The 17538-nt window shown below is 44.7% G+C and carries 7 protein-coding genes; 6 read left to right on the top strand and 1 reads right to left on the bottom strand.

All coding sequences use genetic code 11. From position 1 onward, the window contains the following. Window positions 1-7: 7 nt before the first annotated feature. From BMW61_RS07635 to BMW61_RS07620, 4 genes are read left to right on the top strand one after another with little or no spacing between them, the layout of a single operon-like run. Window positions 8-10255, top strand: a complete 10248-nt coding sequence (locus BMW61_RS07635) for a non-ribosomal peptide synthetase (protein ID WP_091820744.1) — start codon at window positions 8-10, stop codon at window positions 10253-10255. Window positions 10256-10276: 21 nt separating this feature from the next. Further along, window positions 10277-11188: a carbohydrate ABC transporter permease gene (locus BMW61_RS07630; protein ID WP_022763255.1), complete on the top strand. Its 912-nt coding sequence runs from the start codon at window positions 10277-10279 to the stop codon at window positions 11186-11188. Window positions 11189-11190: 2 nt separating this feature from the next. Next, window positions 11191-12660: an ABC transporter substrate-binding protein gene (locus BMW61_RS07625; protein WP_175475128.1), complete on the top strand. Its 1470-nt coding sequence runs from the start codon at window positions 11191-11193 to the stop codon at window positions 12658-12660. 41 nt (window positions 12661-12701) lie between these two features. Continuing rightward, complete coding sequence (locus BMW61_RS07620) at window positions 12702-13634, top strand: ABC transporter permease (RefSeq protein WP_091820741.1); 933 nt, start codon at window positions 12702-12704, stop codon at window positions 13632-13634. Window positions 13635-13745: 111 nt separating this feature from the next. Here BMW61_RS07620 and BMW61_RS07615 read toward each other — a convergent pair whose 3' ends face one another. After that, window positions 13746-14636, bottom strand: a complete 891-nt coding sequence (locus BMW61_RS07615; RefSeq protein ID WP_091820739.1) for an AraC family transcriptional regulator — start codon at window positions 14634-14636, stop codon at window positions 13746-13748. A 120-nt stretch (window positions 14637-14756) separates the two neighbouring features. Here BMW61_RS07615 and uxuA point away from each other — a divergent pair, with 120 nt between their 5' ends. After that, the gene (gene uxuA, locus BMW61_RS07610) at window positions 14757-15836 is read left to right on the top strand and encodes a mannonate dehydratase (protein WP_026498015.1); all 1080 of its coding nucleotides are present in this window, start codon (window positions 14757-14759) and stop codon (window positions 15834-15836) included. Then, the gene (locus BMW61_RS07605) at window positions 15833-17458 is read left to right on the top strand and encodes a mannitol dehydrogenase family protein (protein ID WP_091820737.1); all 1626 of its coding nucleotides are present in this window, start codon (window positions 15833-15835) and stop codon (window positions 17456-17458) included. Before uxuA ends, BMW61_RS07605 begins: the two co-directional genes overlap by 4 nt. Window positions 17459-17538: the final 80 nt, after the last annotated feature.

Below are 17538 nucleotides of genomic sequence, written 5' to 3'. Positions count from 1 at the left end.
AACATGGATGATGCACGAACCGGTCAGACCTTATGAAATAAAATCCATATTGCCGCTGATAGCGGAGTCTGCAAGGGCATATGAAAATATGCCTGCGCTTTATTGTGGGGAAAATAAATATACCTACGGTGAGCTTGATAAGCTTAGCGGAAAACTGGCAGCCTTTTTAAAGAAACAGGGGATAGTAAAGGGGGATGTCATTTCCGTTCTTGTGCCCCGCTGCGAATATATGACTATTGCTCCGCTTGGGATACTTCGCGCGGGAGCAGCGTATCAGCCGCTGGATCCCTCTTACCCTGAAGAACGTCTGCGCTTTATGATAGAGGATGCGGATGCACCTGTCGTTATAGTTTCAAAAGAGCTTGAACATCTGATAACGTTTGCGTGTGAAGGCGGAAAACAGCGCACAATACTCTATATGGAGGATATCCCTAAGCTGCCGGATACATCCGAAGTTATTTGGGAAAACGTAAACGGCGATGACCGCTTTGTAATACTGTACACATCAGGTACCACCGGTGTTCCCAAGGGTATCGTCCTGACACATGGCAATATATATTCTGCCTGCAAATGGCATCTGAAATATTATGAAGTGGATGATAGCTGCCGTATGGCACAGCATCCGAGTTTTGTCTTTGATCTTGCGATAGTGGAACTTTTGCTTCCGCTTACTTCAGGTGCTTCAATCTATATCATTCCCGAAGAGATAAGAACAGATTTAGGTGAGCTCAATAGCTTTCTTGAAAAGCATAAAATCACTCATCTTACCATGACAACGCAGCTTGGAAGACAGTTTGCAATGACTGTTTCAAACCACTGTCTTCGTCATCTGACAGTTGGCGGAGAAGCACTTGTATCAGTGGCTCCTCCGACCGGATACACACTGACTAACGATTACGGCCCGGCTGAGTGCACACTGTATACGACTATTTTTCCTATAGATAAGGGATATCCGGGTAAGGCTCCCATAGGAAGAGCAGTTGACGAAGTCAGATTATATGTGGTGGATGAGGACGGACAGGAGAAAGGACCGGGAGAGATAGGCGAACTTTGCATAGCAGGTCCCCATGTTGCACTTGGATATTTAAATCGTCCGGAGCTCACAGAGAAGTCATTTACGGACAATCCTTTTTCTGATGATCCCGAATATAAAAGGATGTATCACTCAGGAGATCTTGTCATAAGGCATGAAGATGGAATCTTCGAATTTATGGGAAGGGCTGACAGACAGGTCAAGATACGCGGAATCAGAATAGAGCCTGCAGAGATAGAGGAACTCTTAAGAGGCTATGACGGAATTGATGATGTGGTAATCTCGACTCCCGAGGTAGGAGGACAGAGAGTTATAGCCGCTTATTATCTTGCGGATTCAGAACTTGATACCAATGAGCTTGAGGATTATGTTCGCAGGTTTAAGCCTTCTTATATGGTTCCGTCCTTTTTTATACGAATAGACAGTATTCCCCTTAATACAAACGGAAAGGTGGATTATGAAAAGCTTGAGGTGCCGGATTTTGATCTTAACAAGGCTGAATATGAAGCACCGGCAAATGATACGGAGAAGGAACTGACATTAATTTATGAAGCGCTTCTTGGCATTACGAAAGTCGGAAGAAACGACGATTTTATGCGGATAGGCGGCGACTCACTTCTTGCTGCAAGGCTCCTGTTTGAAATCGAAAAACATTTTTCATGCAGATTAAGTACGCGGGATATCATGGAGAATTCTATTGTTTCCGAGCTTGCTAACCTTATTGAAAAAAGGAGTCTGGAAGATACGGATTCGGGCTTTAGACCTATCGATGAAAAACTTCTGCCGGAGCAGGATTATTATCCTGTAAGTAAAGCGCAGGAGAGAATATATACAGCCCAAAAGCTCCTTGATGATAACGATTCCACGTATATTCTTAGCATGTCTGTAATGACTGAAAAAAGGCCTGATAAAGAAAGAACCGAAGCGGTGCTTTATAAGCTTTTTGAACGTCATGAGAGCCTTAGAACTTCATTTTATATGCAGGGCTCTGATATAGTTCAGAGAATTCAGCCTGCTGACAGCAAGTGGATAACGGAAGCTGTAGAAAAGGCATATACAGAGGAAGCTCCCGCATGTTTTGAACTTGAAGATGCTCCGCTTTTTATGTGGAGTATTGGAGATAAGGGACTTACATTCTACTGGCATCACATCATAAATGATGGTACCGGAATGGCTATGTTTGGACAGGAATTCGCTGCTCTCTATAACGGAGAAGAGCTTGAAGATACAGCTATTCACCAGAAGGAATACGCTTCGTGGGAGCGTGAATGGATGTCATCTGATGCCTATAAGCATTGTATAGATGAGTGGATAGGGCTCCTATCAGATCATGCCGATAGCAGAGAATTAAGGCTTCCATATGATGGAGTGTTTAATGAGTCCGAAAAGGCAAAAGCAGGGCATGTAAAGCTTGAACTCGGTGATGGACTATCAAAGGAAATTGAGAAAAACTGCAGGGATCTCGGAGTTACGCCCTACATGTTTTTTGTCACGGTTTTCGCGGTTATGCTCCATAAGTATACAGGAAAGAAAAGGCTTATTCTCGGAACGGCAGTGGATGGAAGGCAGCAGCAAGGCACGGTAAAACTTCAGGGAATGTTCGCAAATACATTGCCGATAGCCATGAACGTAAAGGAAGGTATGACCTTTTCACAGCTCCTTGACAGTGTCAGGGATAAGGTACTTTTCATGCTGGATAACAGGCAGGCTTCACTGGAGGATATATCAGCCGGTTATGAAAAGCTTGGAGGCACAAGGCGCACTGCACACGGGCACCAGTTATTTGATGTCTTTTTTGTGATGCGTGATTTTGACAGTGCGCTGCCTGACATGGACGGACGACCTTCGAAAATGTACTGGCCCTATGATGAGATGCCGATGTACGACCTCACACTTGAAGGCGGAATAGAAAAGGACTCATACTATTTTGTTTTCGAGTATGACAGGAATCTGTTTGATGAGGAAAGCATCAGATGGATGAGCAGACATTTTAATACTCTTCTTAAAGCGTGTGTAGGAAAAGAGGAGGAATCACTAAGTGCTGTTTCCATGCTGGGTGAGGAAGAGAAGTCTCTTATTATGAATTATGGCGCCGGGAACGATGAGGTATTTTTATCGGACACTGTCATAGACAGAGTGGGGCAGCAGGCAAAGGAGCATCCCGATAAGAAAGCGGTTGTATATGGCGAATCAGTTATGACCTATAAACAGCTGTGGGAGGTTTCGGGCAGAATCGCCGGGAGACTTTTGAAGGAATATGGCTCTCTTGAAAATGATACGGAGAGTAAGGAGCGCTGGGTTGGCCTTATTGCCGGACGCGGCTTTTCGATGATTGCGGCAATCTTTGGAATACTGCGCTCAGGTGCGGGATATGTGCCGATATCACCCGAATATCCAAATGAGCGTATTAGCTTTATGCTAAAGGATTCGGGAGCTGATCTTGTGCTGGTATGCGATGCGGATTCGGACATTTGCGATGACATCGAAGAGAATTTGAATAAGCTGCCTGTCATCAGGTTATCGGAAAAAGAGTTTGATACCGGAACTGAAGAGAAGGCTGATGAAAACTGCAGGCTTCCAAGGGTCATGCCGAACCGGAATGCCTACATGATATATACATCAGGATCAACCGGGGAGCCAAAGGGCGTTGTTGTTGAGCATGCACAGCTGTCGTCACTTCTTGATGCATATAAGAATATTTATGAGCTTGACTGCAACGACACTGTTCTTCAGTTCGCAAATTTTGTATTTGATCAGTCAGTGTGGGACATTTTTCATATACTTACCGTGGGCGGATGTCTTTGTACCATCCCTGAGAATATTGTAAGGGATCCGGAAAGACTCTCTGAATACTGCGAGGACAAGGGCGTTACCGTCGCATCTCTCACTCCGGGATTTTTACGACTTATGGATCCTGAGAGACTACCGAAATTGCGACTCCTTGATGTCGGAGGTGAGGCACCGGATAAATCGCTTCTTACGGCATGGAGCAAGAACAGGACGGTATTTAATACCTATGGCCCTACTGAGACAACAGTAAATGCAACGAGCTTTAAGTTTGCGGACAAGGGAAGAATACTGTTTGAAGCTCGTGGTGAAAAGGAAAATGTTCCAATCGGAAGGGCTATCCCGGGAACAAGGACGTATGTCCTTAGGGGAGACAGTATTTGCGGAATCGGTGTGCAGGGTGAGCTTTGCATATCCGGAAGGCAGGTGACCAGAGGATATCACAACAGACCGGAACTCACTAAAGAGAAGTATGTAAATAATCCCTTTGGTGAGGGCAGAATGTACAGGACCGGTGACCTTGTAAGGGTGCTTAAGGATGGCAATATCGAGTTTATAAGCCGCATTGACGACCAGGTCAAGATAAGGGGCTACAGAATTGAGACAGGCGAAATAGAAGCAGCTATGCGTTCGCTCCCCGAAGTTAATGACGCTGTAGTTATAATTCGTAAGAATGAAAAAGGCGAGAGACAGCTACTTGGATATTGCATTTTACAGAACGCAGAAAATTCGGATGAGGAAATCCGAAATATAAGAAAACAGCTTGAAAAGCGCCTTCCGGTTTATATGATTCCTTCTGTGATCATTCCCGTTAAGGAGTTTAAGCTCACCATAAACGGCAAGATTGACAGAAGAAGGCTCCCGGATCCCCAAGATTATCGGGAAGAATTTAAAAATGTAAGTAATCGCGTCCTTCCGGCAACGCAGGAAGAACGGGACCTCCTTGAGGCATTTGAGGAAGTTCTGGATATAAAGAATATGGGTGTCACCGATGAATTTCTTTCATACGGCGGTGATTCCATAAAAGCAATAATGATTGTATCGCTTCTTCGTAAGAAGGGCTACAACGTTGATGCGGCAGATATTTTAAGAAGCCAGACGGTGCGCGGACTTAGTGCGCATATTAAGAAGGAAGAGGAGAAGAAGTACAAGGAATTTGAAAAGGTTATCCCTACTCCTGTAATGCGCATGCTCAATATGGCAAAGATGAGCAATCCGTCGTACTACGATCAGGCAGCAGTTTTCACTATCAAAGAAAGTGCTGATGCTGCGTCGCTTGAACAGGCTCTTAATGCTCTTGTCCGGTATCACGGTATGCTCAGGATGGTACTGGAAAAGGACGGCACAATAAGGATTCGTGAAAAGGAAGAAGTTAGCAGGATAGACCTTCCCGTATACAGTGATCTCGATGAACAGGAAAGAATAAAGGTAATGAATGACTTAAATGCTTCGATTGATCCTGAGAGCGGAAGGATTATGAATGCTGCTCTTTTCAGAGAAAAGGCAGGTGACAGGTTATTCCTTACCTTCCATCACTATGTAATTGATGAGGTATCATGGGAGATTATAGCGCAGGATCTTAATTCACTTTACGGTGCAAAAAGCGGAGATGTTCTGCCTCCTATGACAGTGTCATTTGGTGAATGGTCTGAGGAGCTGGCAATGTACAGCAAATCTCAGGGCTTCATCCCGGAGAAAAATTACTGGGGCAGGATACATGAAAGAATAAGTGAATACAGAGAGGGTTACAAAGAACTTCTTAGTAACTTCTTGAAAAATGACGGATCACAGGCAAAGGGATCTGGCTATATAACTGCGTCTGTAGGGAAGGAAATATCGGATAAGCTGATAAGGATTTCGGGCAGCAGGTATAAGGCGAGCCCTGCTGTAATATTGCTGGCAGGATTAGTAAGGACAATCAATGGCTTATACGGCGACAGAACTGTTTTATTCCAGATGGAAAGTCACGGCAGAGGGAAGCTGGGGAAGGATATCAGATGCGATAGAACAGTAGGATGGTTTACCGCTGTATATCCTGTGCTCATTTCCACTACTGAAGACACGGATGAGCAGATCGTTCAGGTCAAGGAAGAGCTGGCAGCTGTGCCCAATTATGGCCTGGGATACGGCCTTTTATTTGATGATCTGGTCGATATCGGCGGATTTGTTTTCAACTATCTTGGAAGCCTTCGCAGCAGCCACGGAGCTTTTATAGAATACTCCGATGAATATGCTGGCCGTGAATCGGATGCAGAGAATGTTGATCCGTGGACAATATCCGTTAATATCAGGGCGGCCTTCAGCGGTTTTGAAATTGAGTGCGTATATGACAATATCTATTCCGCTGACAAAATCGAAGAGCTTATAAATAAATACATATCATTTATTGAATCTTCGATAGAAAGCATACCTGACGAGGGAAAAGTTATTTCGCCGTCTGATCTATGCGTCTCGGATATCATGAGCATGCGAGACTGGAACAGGCTTACTATGTCAATATCTCCTGAAGATATTGTGGCAATAGGCACTCCGACACCTCTTCAAAAGGGCATGCTATACCGCCTTGCTGCTGAGCCCGGGACAGGCGCATATATGCTACAGGATAAGCTCCTTCTTAAGGGTGAATGGAATAAGGACGCTTTTTGCGCGTCTTTGAGTCTTGCAGCCGTTCGTTTTGATGCACTCAGAATACGTTTTGCTATAAACGGTTACGAGAAGCTCTGGCAGATAATACTTAGTGAAGGCACAGCTTCTCCTGAATTCTGTGAGATGAGCGGACTTAGCATCGAGGATATTGCAGCAAACGATTTACGCAGAGGCTTTGATCCGGAAGAAGATGTGATGCTAAGAGTAACCTTCAATGCGGATTCTGCGGACAGGGATTTAAAAGAACTTCTTATAACTTCCCATCACTGCATATTTGACGGATGGAGTTTCAGAATACTTATAGATACTGTTACGGATTATTATTTCAGATTATGCGGCGACGAGTCCTATGACGAGCTTAGGAATGAAGCGTTAAAAGGAGCTGCCGGGGGACTCGGGTTTGCGGAATATCTGCGTCTTACAGGCGACAGAGACAGCGAAAGCGCTCTCACCAAGTGGGAGGAATATCTCAGCGGAATAAATGAGGGAGCGGGAATCGGAGAATCCGCCGAAAGCGAGGGCGGGGGCGAAGCTGCTTATGTGAAACTTTTCATACAAGGTGAAAAAGAAAAGAAGATAAGGGAATATGCGAAGAACAGAGCGATTACCTTAAGCACCTTTTTCGGAACGGTCTTCGGACTTCTTCTCGGTTTTGAAAATGATATGAAGGATATCGTATTTGGAGAGACGGTATCGGGAAGAAACATAAATGCCAAAGGTATCGAAGATGCTGTAGGCATGCTTATTAATACAATACCCACAAGGATTAAATGGGAGGCTGATACACCTGTTTCCCTCGTTATGAAGGGGCGACAGGAAGATTATCTTAGTATGCAGCCTTATGAAAATGCGCCTCTTGATAAGATAATGTCCAGAAAGAAGGCGGGCACCGGTCTTATAAAAACTCTTTATGTTTATGAAAATTATCCTGCTGAGGACAGTGATGACAGATACAGGATAAGTATGGAACATGAGGAGGTTGATTATCCCTTCTCTATAGGTATAGAGGAACAGGACGGTTTCAGCGTTGAAATTCAGTATGATGAAACAATATATGAACGCGCTTACATAGACAGGCTTCTTGGACGATATGAGAACCTGATCCTTCAGATAATATCAAACGAGGATATAAAAATCTCAGAGCTTGAAAGGGTGCCTCAGAGCGAGATAAGTTACATGCTTTCGGATATATCTGGAACCTGTAAGGAGTTTGGCTCTGAAACCTTTATCCACATGTTATATGAGAATGTAAAGAAAAATCCGGATAAAGCCGCGGTAATAATGGAGGGCAATACTCTAAGCTATGGGCAGTTATGGAGAGGAGCCTGTACTCTTGCGTCAAAACTTGGCTTTGGAGAGGAACGTTTCGTGGCAGTTTATGCCGACAGGAATCCCGGAATGATAGTGGCGCTGATCGCCTCGTTTATTGCAGGTGCTGCGTATGTGCCGCTGGATCCCGAATATCCGGATGATCGTATAAGCTTTATTCTTTCCGACTGTGAACCTGTGGCTGTGCTTCGGAGTATAAAACCGGGAACACAGGATAGATCAGAGCTTTTTAATGAAGCAGATTTACGTATCATAGATGTCTGCACCGAGGAACTTATTAGTCAGGAAGATGCGGATTATAGCGTGCCCAGGCCGGAAAGCGATGTGGCGGGGACTCTTGCATATATGATTTATACTTCGGGAACAACGGGAATTCCCAAAGGGGTTGAGATAGATCATGAGGCCCTTACTGTTATGGTAAGGTCCAACAGGGAATTTTTCGGTGATACGACAGATGTAATACTACAGATGGCCAATTATGTATTTGATGCCTCTGTATATGAAATATTTGTGCCCCTTGCGTACGGAGGCACAGTGTGCATGATTTCGAAGGAAAAACTTGGAAGCTCAGAAGCCATTGCGAGGTATTGCAAGGAAAACAAAGTGACTTGCATAGCGACAACAAATGCCTTTTTGCAGGCACTTAATCCGGATGACTTCGAAACCATCGATGCTGTCTGCGCAGGCGGAGATGCGGCAAACAATGATATTTTCGCAAAATGGGTAACGCATGCAAGGCTTATGGTAAATGACTACGGCCCGACCGAAGCCTGTGTCAATGCGCTCTCCTATAAATATGAGGAGGGTCACCTGGGAGCTATACCGATAGGACGACCTTATGTAAATAAAAAGGTATATATCCTTCAGGGTGATAAGCTGTGCGGAACCTTGCAAAAGGGTGAGATATGCATTGGTGGAATGGGTCTTGCAAGAGGTTATCATAACAGAGAGGAACTTAATTCCAAGGCTTTTGTAATAAATCCTTATACAAAGGAGCGCATTTATCGTACGGGTGATATTGGATATTTTGATGCGAAGGGTGACGTATATTGCCAGGGAAGATATGACGACCAGGTCAAGATTCGCGGATACCGCATTGAGACCGGAGAAATAGAAAGCCGCATAAGAGAGTTCGGATCTGTCAGGGAAGCCGCGGTTATTAGCAGAAGTGATAACGGAAGGGAAGCATATCTTGCCGCTTATATCACCTGCGACGAGGCTGTGGATACGGATATGCTTAGGGCTTATCTTAAGAAAAAACTCCCGGCCTACATGGTGCCTGTAGCGATAGTAACACTTGATAGCCTGCCAAGAAATGCCAGTGACAAACTGGATACTGACGCACTGCCCGTTCCCGAATTTACTGAGAATAAAGCAGAACCTGAGGGCTATCTTGAAGAGATGATAGCAGCTCTGTATGAAAAAATACTGGGCATGGAGAAGGTTGGAAGGGATGATTCCTTCTTCGAACTTGGCGGAAGTTCCCTTGATATGATGCGCCTTATCTCGGAACTTAACGGATACAACATAAGTATTTCAGATGTTGCCAAGGCGCCTACGCCAAGACTTTTCGGTGAACTCTTGCTTGAGAGATACAGAGGATGGGAGCGAAGGAAAGATGAGGTAGCTCTGCTTAAAGAAGGAAGCAAGGATAAGCCGGCACTGTTCTGTATTCCACCTTCGGGAGGAATGCCGTTATGTTATCTTCCGCTGATAAAAGAGCTTGACTACGACGGAAGAGTATACGGCCTTACGGATGATAAGTATGCACTATTTGCAGATATGACGCTTGAGGAGCTTATGGCATACGAGCCGGAAAGTGCAGACATGTGGGGCAAAACTATAGAGCATTACTACGAAAGCATGCAAGGTCTGTTTAAGGACGGAGACATTATTATCGGATATTCGCAGGGTGGACCGGCTGCGTTTCTTGCAGCACAAAGGCTTGAAAGTGAAGGCTTTAAAGCAGACAGGATTATTATGCTGGAAGCTCCGGAGCCAGGTGAAACATACGATGAAGAAAGTAAGTATGAAAGAATGTCTGCGGCAGCTGCAATCTTTGCGGGAAGGACAGAGACAAAAATCACAGATCCCGGCGCAGAGGATAGCCTGTCTGAGAGAACATTTTTTGAAAAGTATCTTAAAGAAAACTTCGGAGATAATGCTAATGATGCTTTGCTTCACGCTATATTTGAAACCTACCTGGTTTATTCATCAAACGTGATGAACAGCGTCAATATTAGCGGGAAGGTTAAGGCAGAGATAGACAGTGTCGTTCTTTGCGAAAACGGTGATATGAACGAAGGGAATGCGGCTAAATGCGATAATGATCCATGGAGCTCATATTCACAGACAGAAGGAGAGGCATATATTATCGGCGGACCTGATGACGATCATCTTGCATTTTTATCTAAATATAAAAAGCAGATATCGCAGATATTGAAAACACTTATGAGGTAGATATAAAGGGGAGATAAGCAGGTGGAAAATTTAGTCAGTCCAAATGACAGCGCTTATTCTAAGCGCGCTAACGCTGTTGCTACAATACTTTTCTTTATTTTGACGGTTTTGATTTTATTGCCAATATTGCTTGTGTTTATCGTATCGTTCTCAACTATGGACAGTATCACGGAAGTTGGGTACAGTTTTTTTCCGAAAGGGCTGTCACTTGATGCATACCGGTATCTTATGAATTCCGGGAGCTATCTGGTAAGAGCCTTCTTTAACTCTGTCCTGATCACCGTCTCTGCAACGCTCCTGGGACTTTTTTTGATGTGTCCCATGGCGTATGTCATATCGAGAAAAGAATTTCGTTATCGCCAAATTCTTCTGGTATTTCTTATGATTCCGATGCTGTTTTCCGGAGGAATGGTTGCCAGCTATATGGTCAACACACAGGTGCTGCATTTGAACAATACCTATTTTGCACTGATCCTCCCGGGATTATGTTCCACCTGGTACATTCTGATTCTGAGGAACTATTTTCAAAGCGCTATTCCGGATTCCCTTATTGAGTCGGCAGGTCTTGACGGATGTCGTCATCCGCAGATATTTCTTTTTATTGTTGTTCCGGTGGCAAAGCCTGTAATAATGACCGTAGCCGTCCTTCAGATGTTTTTGTTCTGGAACAGCTGGTATCCGTCGCTTTTATACATTGACAGCAATCATACCGAGCTTTATCCGCTTCAGTATGTACTTGTAAATATGGAGAGAAGTATAGATGCCATAACAAAGGATGCACAGTACTTATCGGGAATGCAGGCGAGCGTTGCTCCGGCTGCTACTATACGTATGGCGATGGTAGTAATAGTTGTACTTCCTGTTATGATACTGTTTCCGTTTTTCCAGAAGTTTCTGACCACAGGAATGACTGTAGGTGCTGTGAAAGGATGATTATGAAGAAAGCTTATCTGTATTTTTCCATAATTTTTCTCTTAATGCTGATCCTGACAGGCTGCAGTATAAATTCAGCTAAGGGAGACGATGACATAATTACTCTCAGGTGGGTTACCTATGACAACGGAAGCATCCCGCTGGATGCCAAAGAGGTAATAGCAAAGGCTAACAAAGTATCAGCTGAAAAAATCGGAGTGAAGGTGGATCTGGAATTCCAGCCCAGTGAAAAGATCAATTTGATGATGGCTTCCGGTGAGTACTATGACATGGTTTTTACCAGCTCATGGCTAAACAGCTTTGATAAAAATGCGGCTGCTGGATGCTACCTTGATATAACTGAGCTCGTGCAAAGAGAGACCCCTGCGCTCTATGATACCATCGGAAAATACTGGGATTGTGCAAAGCTGGAGGATAGGATATACGGCGTTCCCACTCTTAAGGATATGGGCGCTGAAGAAATGTTCAGATTAAATGCCGATTATTTTGAAGGGCAGAAGGGGATGACAATTCCGGAAGAGATGACCTTTGATGAACTGGAACCCTTCCTTGAAACTTATAAAAATGACTATCCTGATAAATATCCACTGGCCATGGATAAGAGTGGAGTTCCCGGGTATCTGAACTGCGTTGAGAGAATAGTGGATGGCATAATTGTGATCCCTTATGACTGCGATGATGAAGCGGTAAAGGCGATTCCTTTTTGGGAATGCGATGAACTTGTGAATAAGTACCGCACACTTCATAGGTGGTATTCCAAAGGATATATACATCCGGATGCAGCTACGATTCAGTCGACGGCAGCAGACATTTCCATCCCTGTAAGGGGCGGTGTTGCCTGGAGAGGATATAAGGGATATTCAAATCCGGATCAGTGGGGATTTAACGTGAAGACCTCAATCTATGAGGGACCGTATCTGTCCCGCTCAAGTGAGCAGGGGGCTTTGTTTGCTATATGTGCAGCCTGCCCGGAAGAAAAAGCGGTGGCATGCCTTAAGTATCTCGAGCTCCTTAATACGGATCAAAAGTTCAGAGATATTCTCGCTTACGGGATTGAGGGAACACATTTTGAATATCTGGATAATGGAACAATACTTAGACTTCCGGCAGGAAATGACAGATACCATACGGGATTGTATCAGACGGGATCGGCAGTAAGTGCATCAGTTGAATCTGTAAGCCGGACTATTTTGGCGGATCCCGATCAGTGGAAGCTTGTATATGAGGGATATGTTGAGGACGGCATTTACAGCAGAGCCGGCGGCTTTGCCTACGATCCTGTAAATAATGAGGATATAATAACCGCTGTCAGAGCTGTCTACAGTGATTATTCCACTGAACTGTGCACGGGAACCAGCGACCCGGACAAGGTTATTCCGGAGATAAAAAAGCGGATGGAAGCAGCAGGAATAGATGAGCTTTTGGATGATATAAACAGTCAGCTTCAGGTTTGGGAATCCCAGGCAAAATGAGACATAAGCCAATATTGAATGCATTTTCGGAGGTTGTATAAATGGTTAACAGGAAAAAAAGAAAGGATACAAAAGATCTCCTTCTTATGGCACTGCCGGCGATTATCTGGTTTTTATTATTTTCCTATCTTCCGTTGTTTGGTGTGGCCTTTGCCTTCAAACAGTTTACTCCGGTGCCGGGGCAGTCGCTGTTTAGAAATCTGTTTATTAACAGCCGATTTGTCGGGCTCAAGAACTTTTCATTTTTGCTGAGATCCTCCGACATGCCAAAGATAATTTTTAACACACTGTCTTACAATATAATCTTTTTAATACTGGGAATTGCATTACCTGTAATTTTGGCGATATGCCTGACGGAATTACATAATAAGGTTTTTGTCGGCTATGTTCAGATGGTCACGGTGCTGCCGTACTTTTTATCCTTTGTAGTAGTGAGCTACTGCGTATACGGATTCCTTGCAACTGATGAGGGACAACTGAACCACGTTCTCCGTCTTTTGGGATTGTCCTCGGTGCAGTGGTACCAGTCTCCGCAGTATTGGCGATTTATTTTGATAATTACAGAGCTCTGGAAATCAACCGGATATTCCATGATAATCTATCTTTGCTCGATTACAGCGATAGACCGTTCGCTTTATGAAAGTGCATCTCTCGACGGAGCGACCTTTATGGACAGGGCGAAATACATAACCCTGCCGCTGCTTCAGCCAACCATTGCAACGATCCTGATCCTTCGGACGGGAAGTCTCCTGGCATCGGATTTTGGCTTATTCTATCAGGTGCCGCTGGATTCTAATTCACTGCAACCTGTGACACAGACTCTGGATGTGTATGTTTATAAGGCTTTGATGAAACAGGCCAACTTCAGCTTCTCATCCGCTGCGGCCTTTCTGCAGAGTGCAGTTGGCTGTATCCTCCTTATCCTGACCAACACCATCATCAAAAAGATAGACGAAGACAGTAGCCTCGGGTGATGCCTTATATGAGACTTCGCCTCCAACGGCGCCTTCCGTAACTGCCCCTCAGGCCCCGGCCCCAGCCCCGGACCATATACTCAGATAAATCGTCATCTTGGCGAAATTCATTTAAGTGTGGTCGTGGGAGTAGAGGGTTTGGTACTCTTTGGGGGACATGCCGTATTCTTTTTTGAAGGCTTTGAAGAAGCTGGAATAATCTCTGAAGCCGAAACGTTCATACGTCTTGCTGATGCTCTCGCCGTTTGTGATGGCGCTCTGGCACTCGGCAAGGCGTTTTTTGATTATGTACTGGTGGAGTGAGATGCCCAGGGTGTCCTTGAACATATGTGATATATAATACTTGCTTACGAAAAACTGCCCCGCGATATCATCAAGGGAGAGAGTCTCTTCGAGATTATTTTCAACATAGGAGAGGACATTCTGGAAAAGTGATAACTCATCATTTTTGGATTCCGCATGCTCTTCTTCATAGATCACGCGGTTTATTGTTATGATGAGATCGCACAGGCACAGATGTCTTGCTGTACTGCTGCCGTAGCGCTCCGCTGATATCTCCTCAAGAAGCCTTAAAAACCTGTGCTCAACCTGATGATATTCAGAGGGAGACAGGTGATATATGTACTTGTGAAAAGCTTCCGCTTTTTGTATGAGATACATGTAATCAACAGATTCTGCCGTAAGGCTCTCACAGCATTTTTTACTGATCCAGAAGACAAATCGTCTGTAATTCTGCGTGGGATCATTCATGATGGCATGGTGACTCGTTCCGGGAGGAACAATCATCAGATCGCCGGGAGACATCCTGTGAAGAGTGGATTCTCTCTTTCCGGTGAAAATCTCCATTGTAATATCACCCTCGATAAAAAGGTAGAACTCATAGTAATCGTGGGTGTGAGGACTGAGGGTTGGGAAATTCCTGTCCGAATAGTAGAATACCTCGAAATCCGAGGAGAGCATATATTGTCTTGTATTAAAGGATGATCTTAGCTTATTTTTCATGAAAAATATTATATGGCAATTTTTGCAAAGTGCGCAACAACTAATTCTATTCTAAATCAAAGGTCAAAAAAGTAAGGTATAGATGTTGTTATTTTGGAAAATTTTGGAGGTAATCTTTTTATGGAAATGACACTTCGCTGGTATGGCACAAATTACGATACGGTTAAGCTCTGGCAGATCAGACAGATCCCCGGAGTTCATGGAGTAATCACTACTCTCTATAATAAACAGGCGGGCGAACTCTGGGAGCAGAGTGAGATACAGGCACTGAAAAAGGATGTCGAGGCAGAGGGACTTAAGATCGCCGGTATCGAGTCCGTAAATGTCTCAGATGCCATCAAGGCCGCAACCACAGACAGGGATGAGCACATCGACAACTATATCAAGACTCTTGAGAATCTCGGAAAAGAAGACATCCACATGGTATGCTACAACTTCATGCCTGTGTTTGACTGGACCAGAACCGAGCTTGCAAGAAAGAGAGCAGACGGCTCAACGGTTCTTGCTTATACCCAGGAAGCAGTTGATGCCATCGATCCCGAGAAGATGTTTGAATCTCTTGCAGGTGATACAAACGGCTCTGTAATGCCGGGCTGGGAGCCTGAGAGAATGGCTCATGTAAAGGAACTCTTTGAGATTTATAAGGATGTGGATGAGGACAAGCTCTTTGAAAATATTGTCTATTTTCTTAAGGCTATCATGCCTGTCTGCAATAAGTACGACATCAAGATGGCAATCCATCCCGACGATCCTGCGTGGTCTGTCTTCGGACTTCCCAGAATCATCAACAATGAAAAGAATATCTTAAAGCTTATGAAGGCAGTTGATGATGTTCACAACGGCGTGACCTTCTGCTCAGGCTCCTACGGTACAAGCCTTGAGAACGACCTTCCGCACATGATAAGAGCTCTCGAGGGCAGAATTCATTTTGCACATGTCCGTAACCTCAAGTTCATATCACCCACCAACTTCGAGGAGTCTGCACATCTGTCTTCAGACGGAACCTTCGATATGTATGAGATCGTCAAGGCCCTTTACGAGACCGGCTTCGACGGCCCTATCCGTCCCGACCACGGCAGAATGATCTGGGGCGAGGTTGCAATGCCCGGCTACGGCCTCTACGACAGAGCCCTCGGCGCAACCTACATAAACGGCCTCTGGGAAGCAATCGAGAAAACAAATCAGGAGAATAGACCATGAAACTAAATTCATCAAGCATAAAAAACGACACAACCTGGAAGGAGAAAGGTTACATCCTTCCTACCTTCGACAGAGACAAAATGATAGAAGAAACCAAAGCCGCACCGCAGTGGGTTCACTTTGGAGCAGGTAACATTTTCAGAGCATTCCAGGCAAATCTCGCCCAGAGAATGCTGGAAGAAGGCCACGCTACCAAGGGCCTCACCGTAGTTGAGGGCTTCGACTATGAAATAATAGAGAAGATGTACAGACCGCACGACAACCTCTCAATCCTTGTTACTCTCAAGGCTGATGGCAGTGTGGAGAAAACAGTAGTTGAAAGCATCGCCGAGTCCTGTATTCTTGATTCGGAAAATGACAAAGAATTCGAGAGACTAAAGGAGATATTCAGAGCAGACTCTCTGCAGCTCACTACATTTACGATCACGGAGAAGGGTTACTGTCTTACAAATCCCGCTGGGGAGCTCCTCCCGGCTGTGGCAGCAGATTTTGAGAACGGCCCCGAAAAGCCTGCGAGTTATATCGGAAAAGTGGCGGCACTTTTATATGAGAGATTTTTATCAGGTAAAAAGCCCATCGCCATGGTAAGTACCGACAACTGCTCACACAACGGCGACAAACTCTTCGTAGCTATAAGTTCCTTTGCGGAGAACTGGGTAAAGAATGGCAAGGCTGACAAGGATTTTCTCTCTTACATAAAGGATGAGAGCAAGGTCTCCTTCCCCTGGTCAATGATTGATAAGATCACACCAAGACCCGACGACTCCGTTAATGAGATTTTGAAAAATGACGGAGTAGAAGAACTGGAAGCAGTTGTAACAAGTAAGAACACCTGGGTAGCCCCCTTCGTAAATGCAGAGGAGAGCGAGTACCTTGTAATAGAGGATAAATTTCCGAACGGCAGACCCGCGCTTGAAAAGGTCGGCGTTATTTTCACAACAAAAGAGACAGTTGATAAAGTTGAGAGAATGAAGGTCTGCACCTGCCTTAATCCGCTTCACACATCCCTTGCAGTATTCGGATGCGTCCTTGGCTATGACAAGATTTCCGAAGAGATGAAGGATGAGGACCTTGTGGCACTTGTTAAGAAGGTTGGCTATGTAGAGGGACTTCCCGTTGTTACGGATCCCGGAGTAATCAAACCTCAGGAATTTATAGACACAGTAGTTAACGTCAGAATCCCTAATAAGTTCATGCCGGATACACCGCAGAGAATCGCCTGTGATACATCGCAAAAGCTTCCGATCAGATTCGGTGAGACAATTAAAGCCTATGCGGCTTCGGATACTCTTGATGTGATGGACCTTAAGTGTATTCCTCTGGTTTTTGCAGGCTGGCTTCGCTACCTTATGGGAGTAACAGACGATGGTAAGACCTTTGAGCCCAGTCCCGATCCGCTTCTTACAAAGTGTCAGGAGTATGTTAAGGATATACGACTTGGAAATAAGCTCCCGGCAGATGAGCTGAAGGCGAAGGTTCTTCCGCTTCTTAAAGATGAGAAGATATTTGGCGTGGACCTTGAGCAGACAGGTCTTGCAGACAGGGTAACAGACTACTTTGCAGCCATGATTGAAGGCGAAGGCGCAGTTAGGGAGACACTTAAAGATGTGGTCTGCTTATAATGGGGATTCTATATGATGTAATAATGTTGACGACATTTTGTAGGACTGGAGATGATAAGGTATTCAAGTGATGATACTTA

Source organism: Butyrivibrio sp. ob235 (genome assembly GCF_900109475.1).
GTDB lineage: Bacteria > Bacillota > Clostridia > Lachnospirales > Lachnospiraceae > Butyrivibrio.
Note: the sequence above shows the minus strand (reverse complement) of the source record. Positions and strands in the feature narration are given on the sequence as shown.

Coding starts and splice junctions, on each gene's coding strand:
- BMW61_RS07625 (WP_175475128.1), top strand. CDS start 11,191: ATGAAGAAAGCTTATCTGTATTTTTCCATAATTTTTCTCTTAATGCTG.
- BMW61_RS07635 (WP_091820744.1), top strand. CDS start 8: ATGATGCACGAACCGGTCAGACCTTATGAAATAAAATCCATATTGCCG.
- uxuA (WP_026498015.1), top strand. CDS start 14,757: ATGGAAATGACACTTCGCTGGTATGGCACAAATTACGATACGGTTAAG.
- BMW61_RS07615 (WP_091820739.1), bottom strand. CDS start 14,636: ATGAAAAATAAGCTAAGATCATCCTTTAATACAAGACAATATATGCTC.
- BMW61_RS07605 (WP_091820737.1), top strand. CDS start 15,833: ATGAAACTAAATTCATCAAGCATAAAAAACGACACAACCTGGAAGGAG.
- BMW61_RS07620 (WP_091820741.1), top strand. CDS start 12,702: ATGGTTAACAGGAAAAAAAGAAAGGATACAAAAGATCTCCTTCTTATG.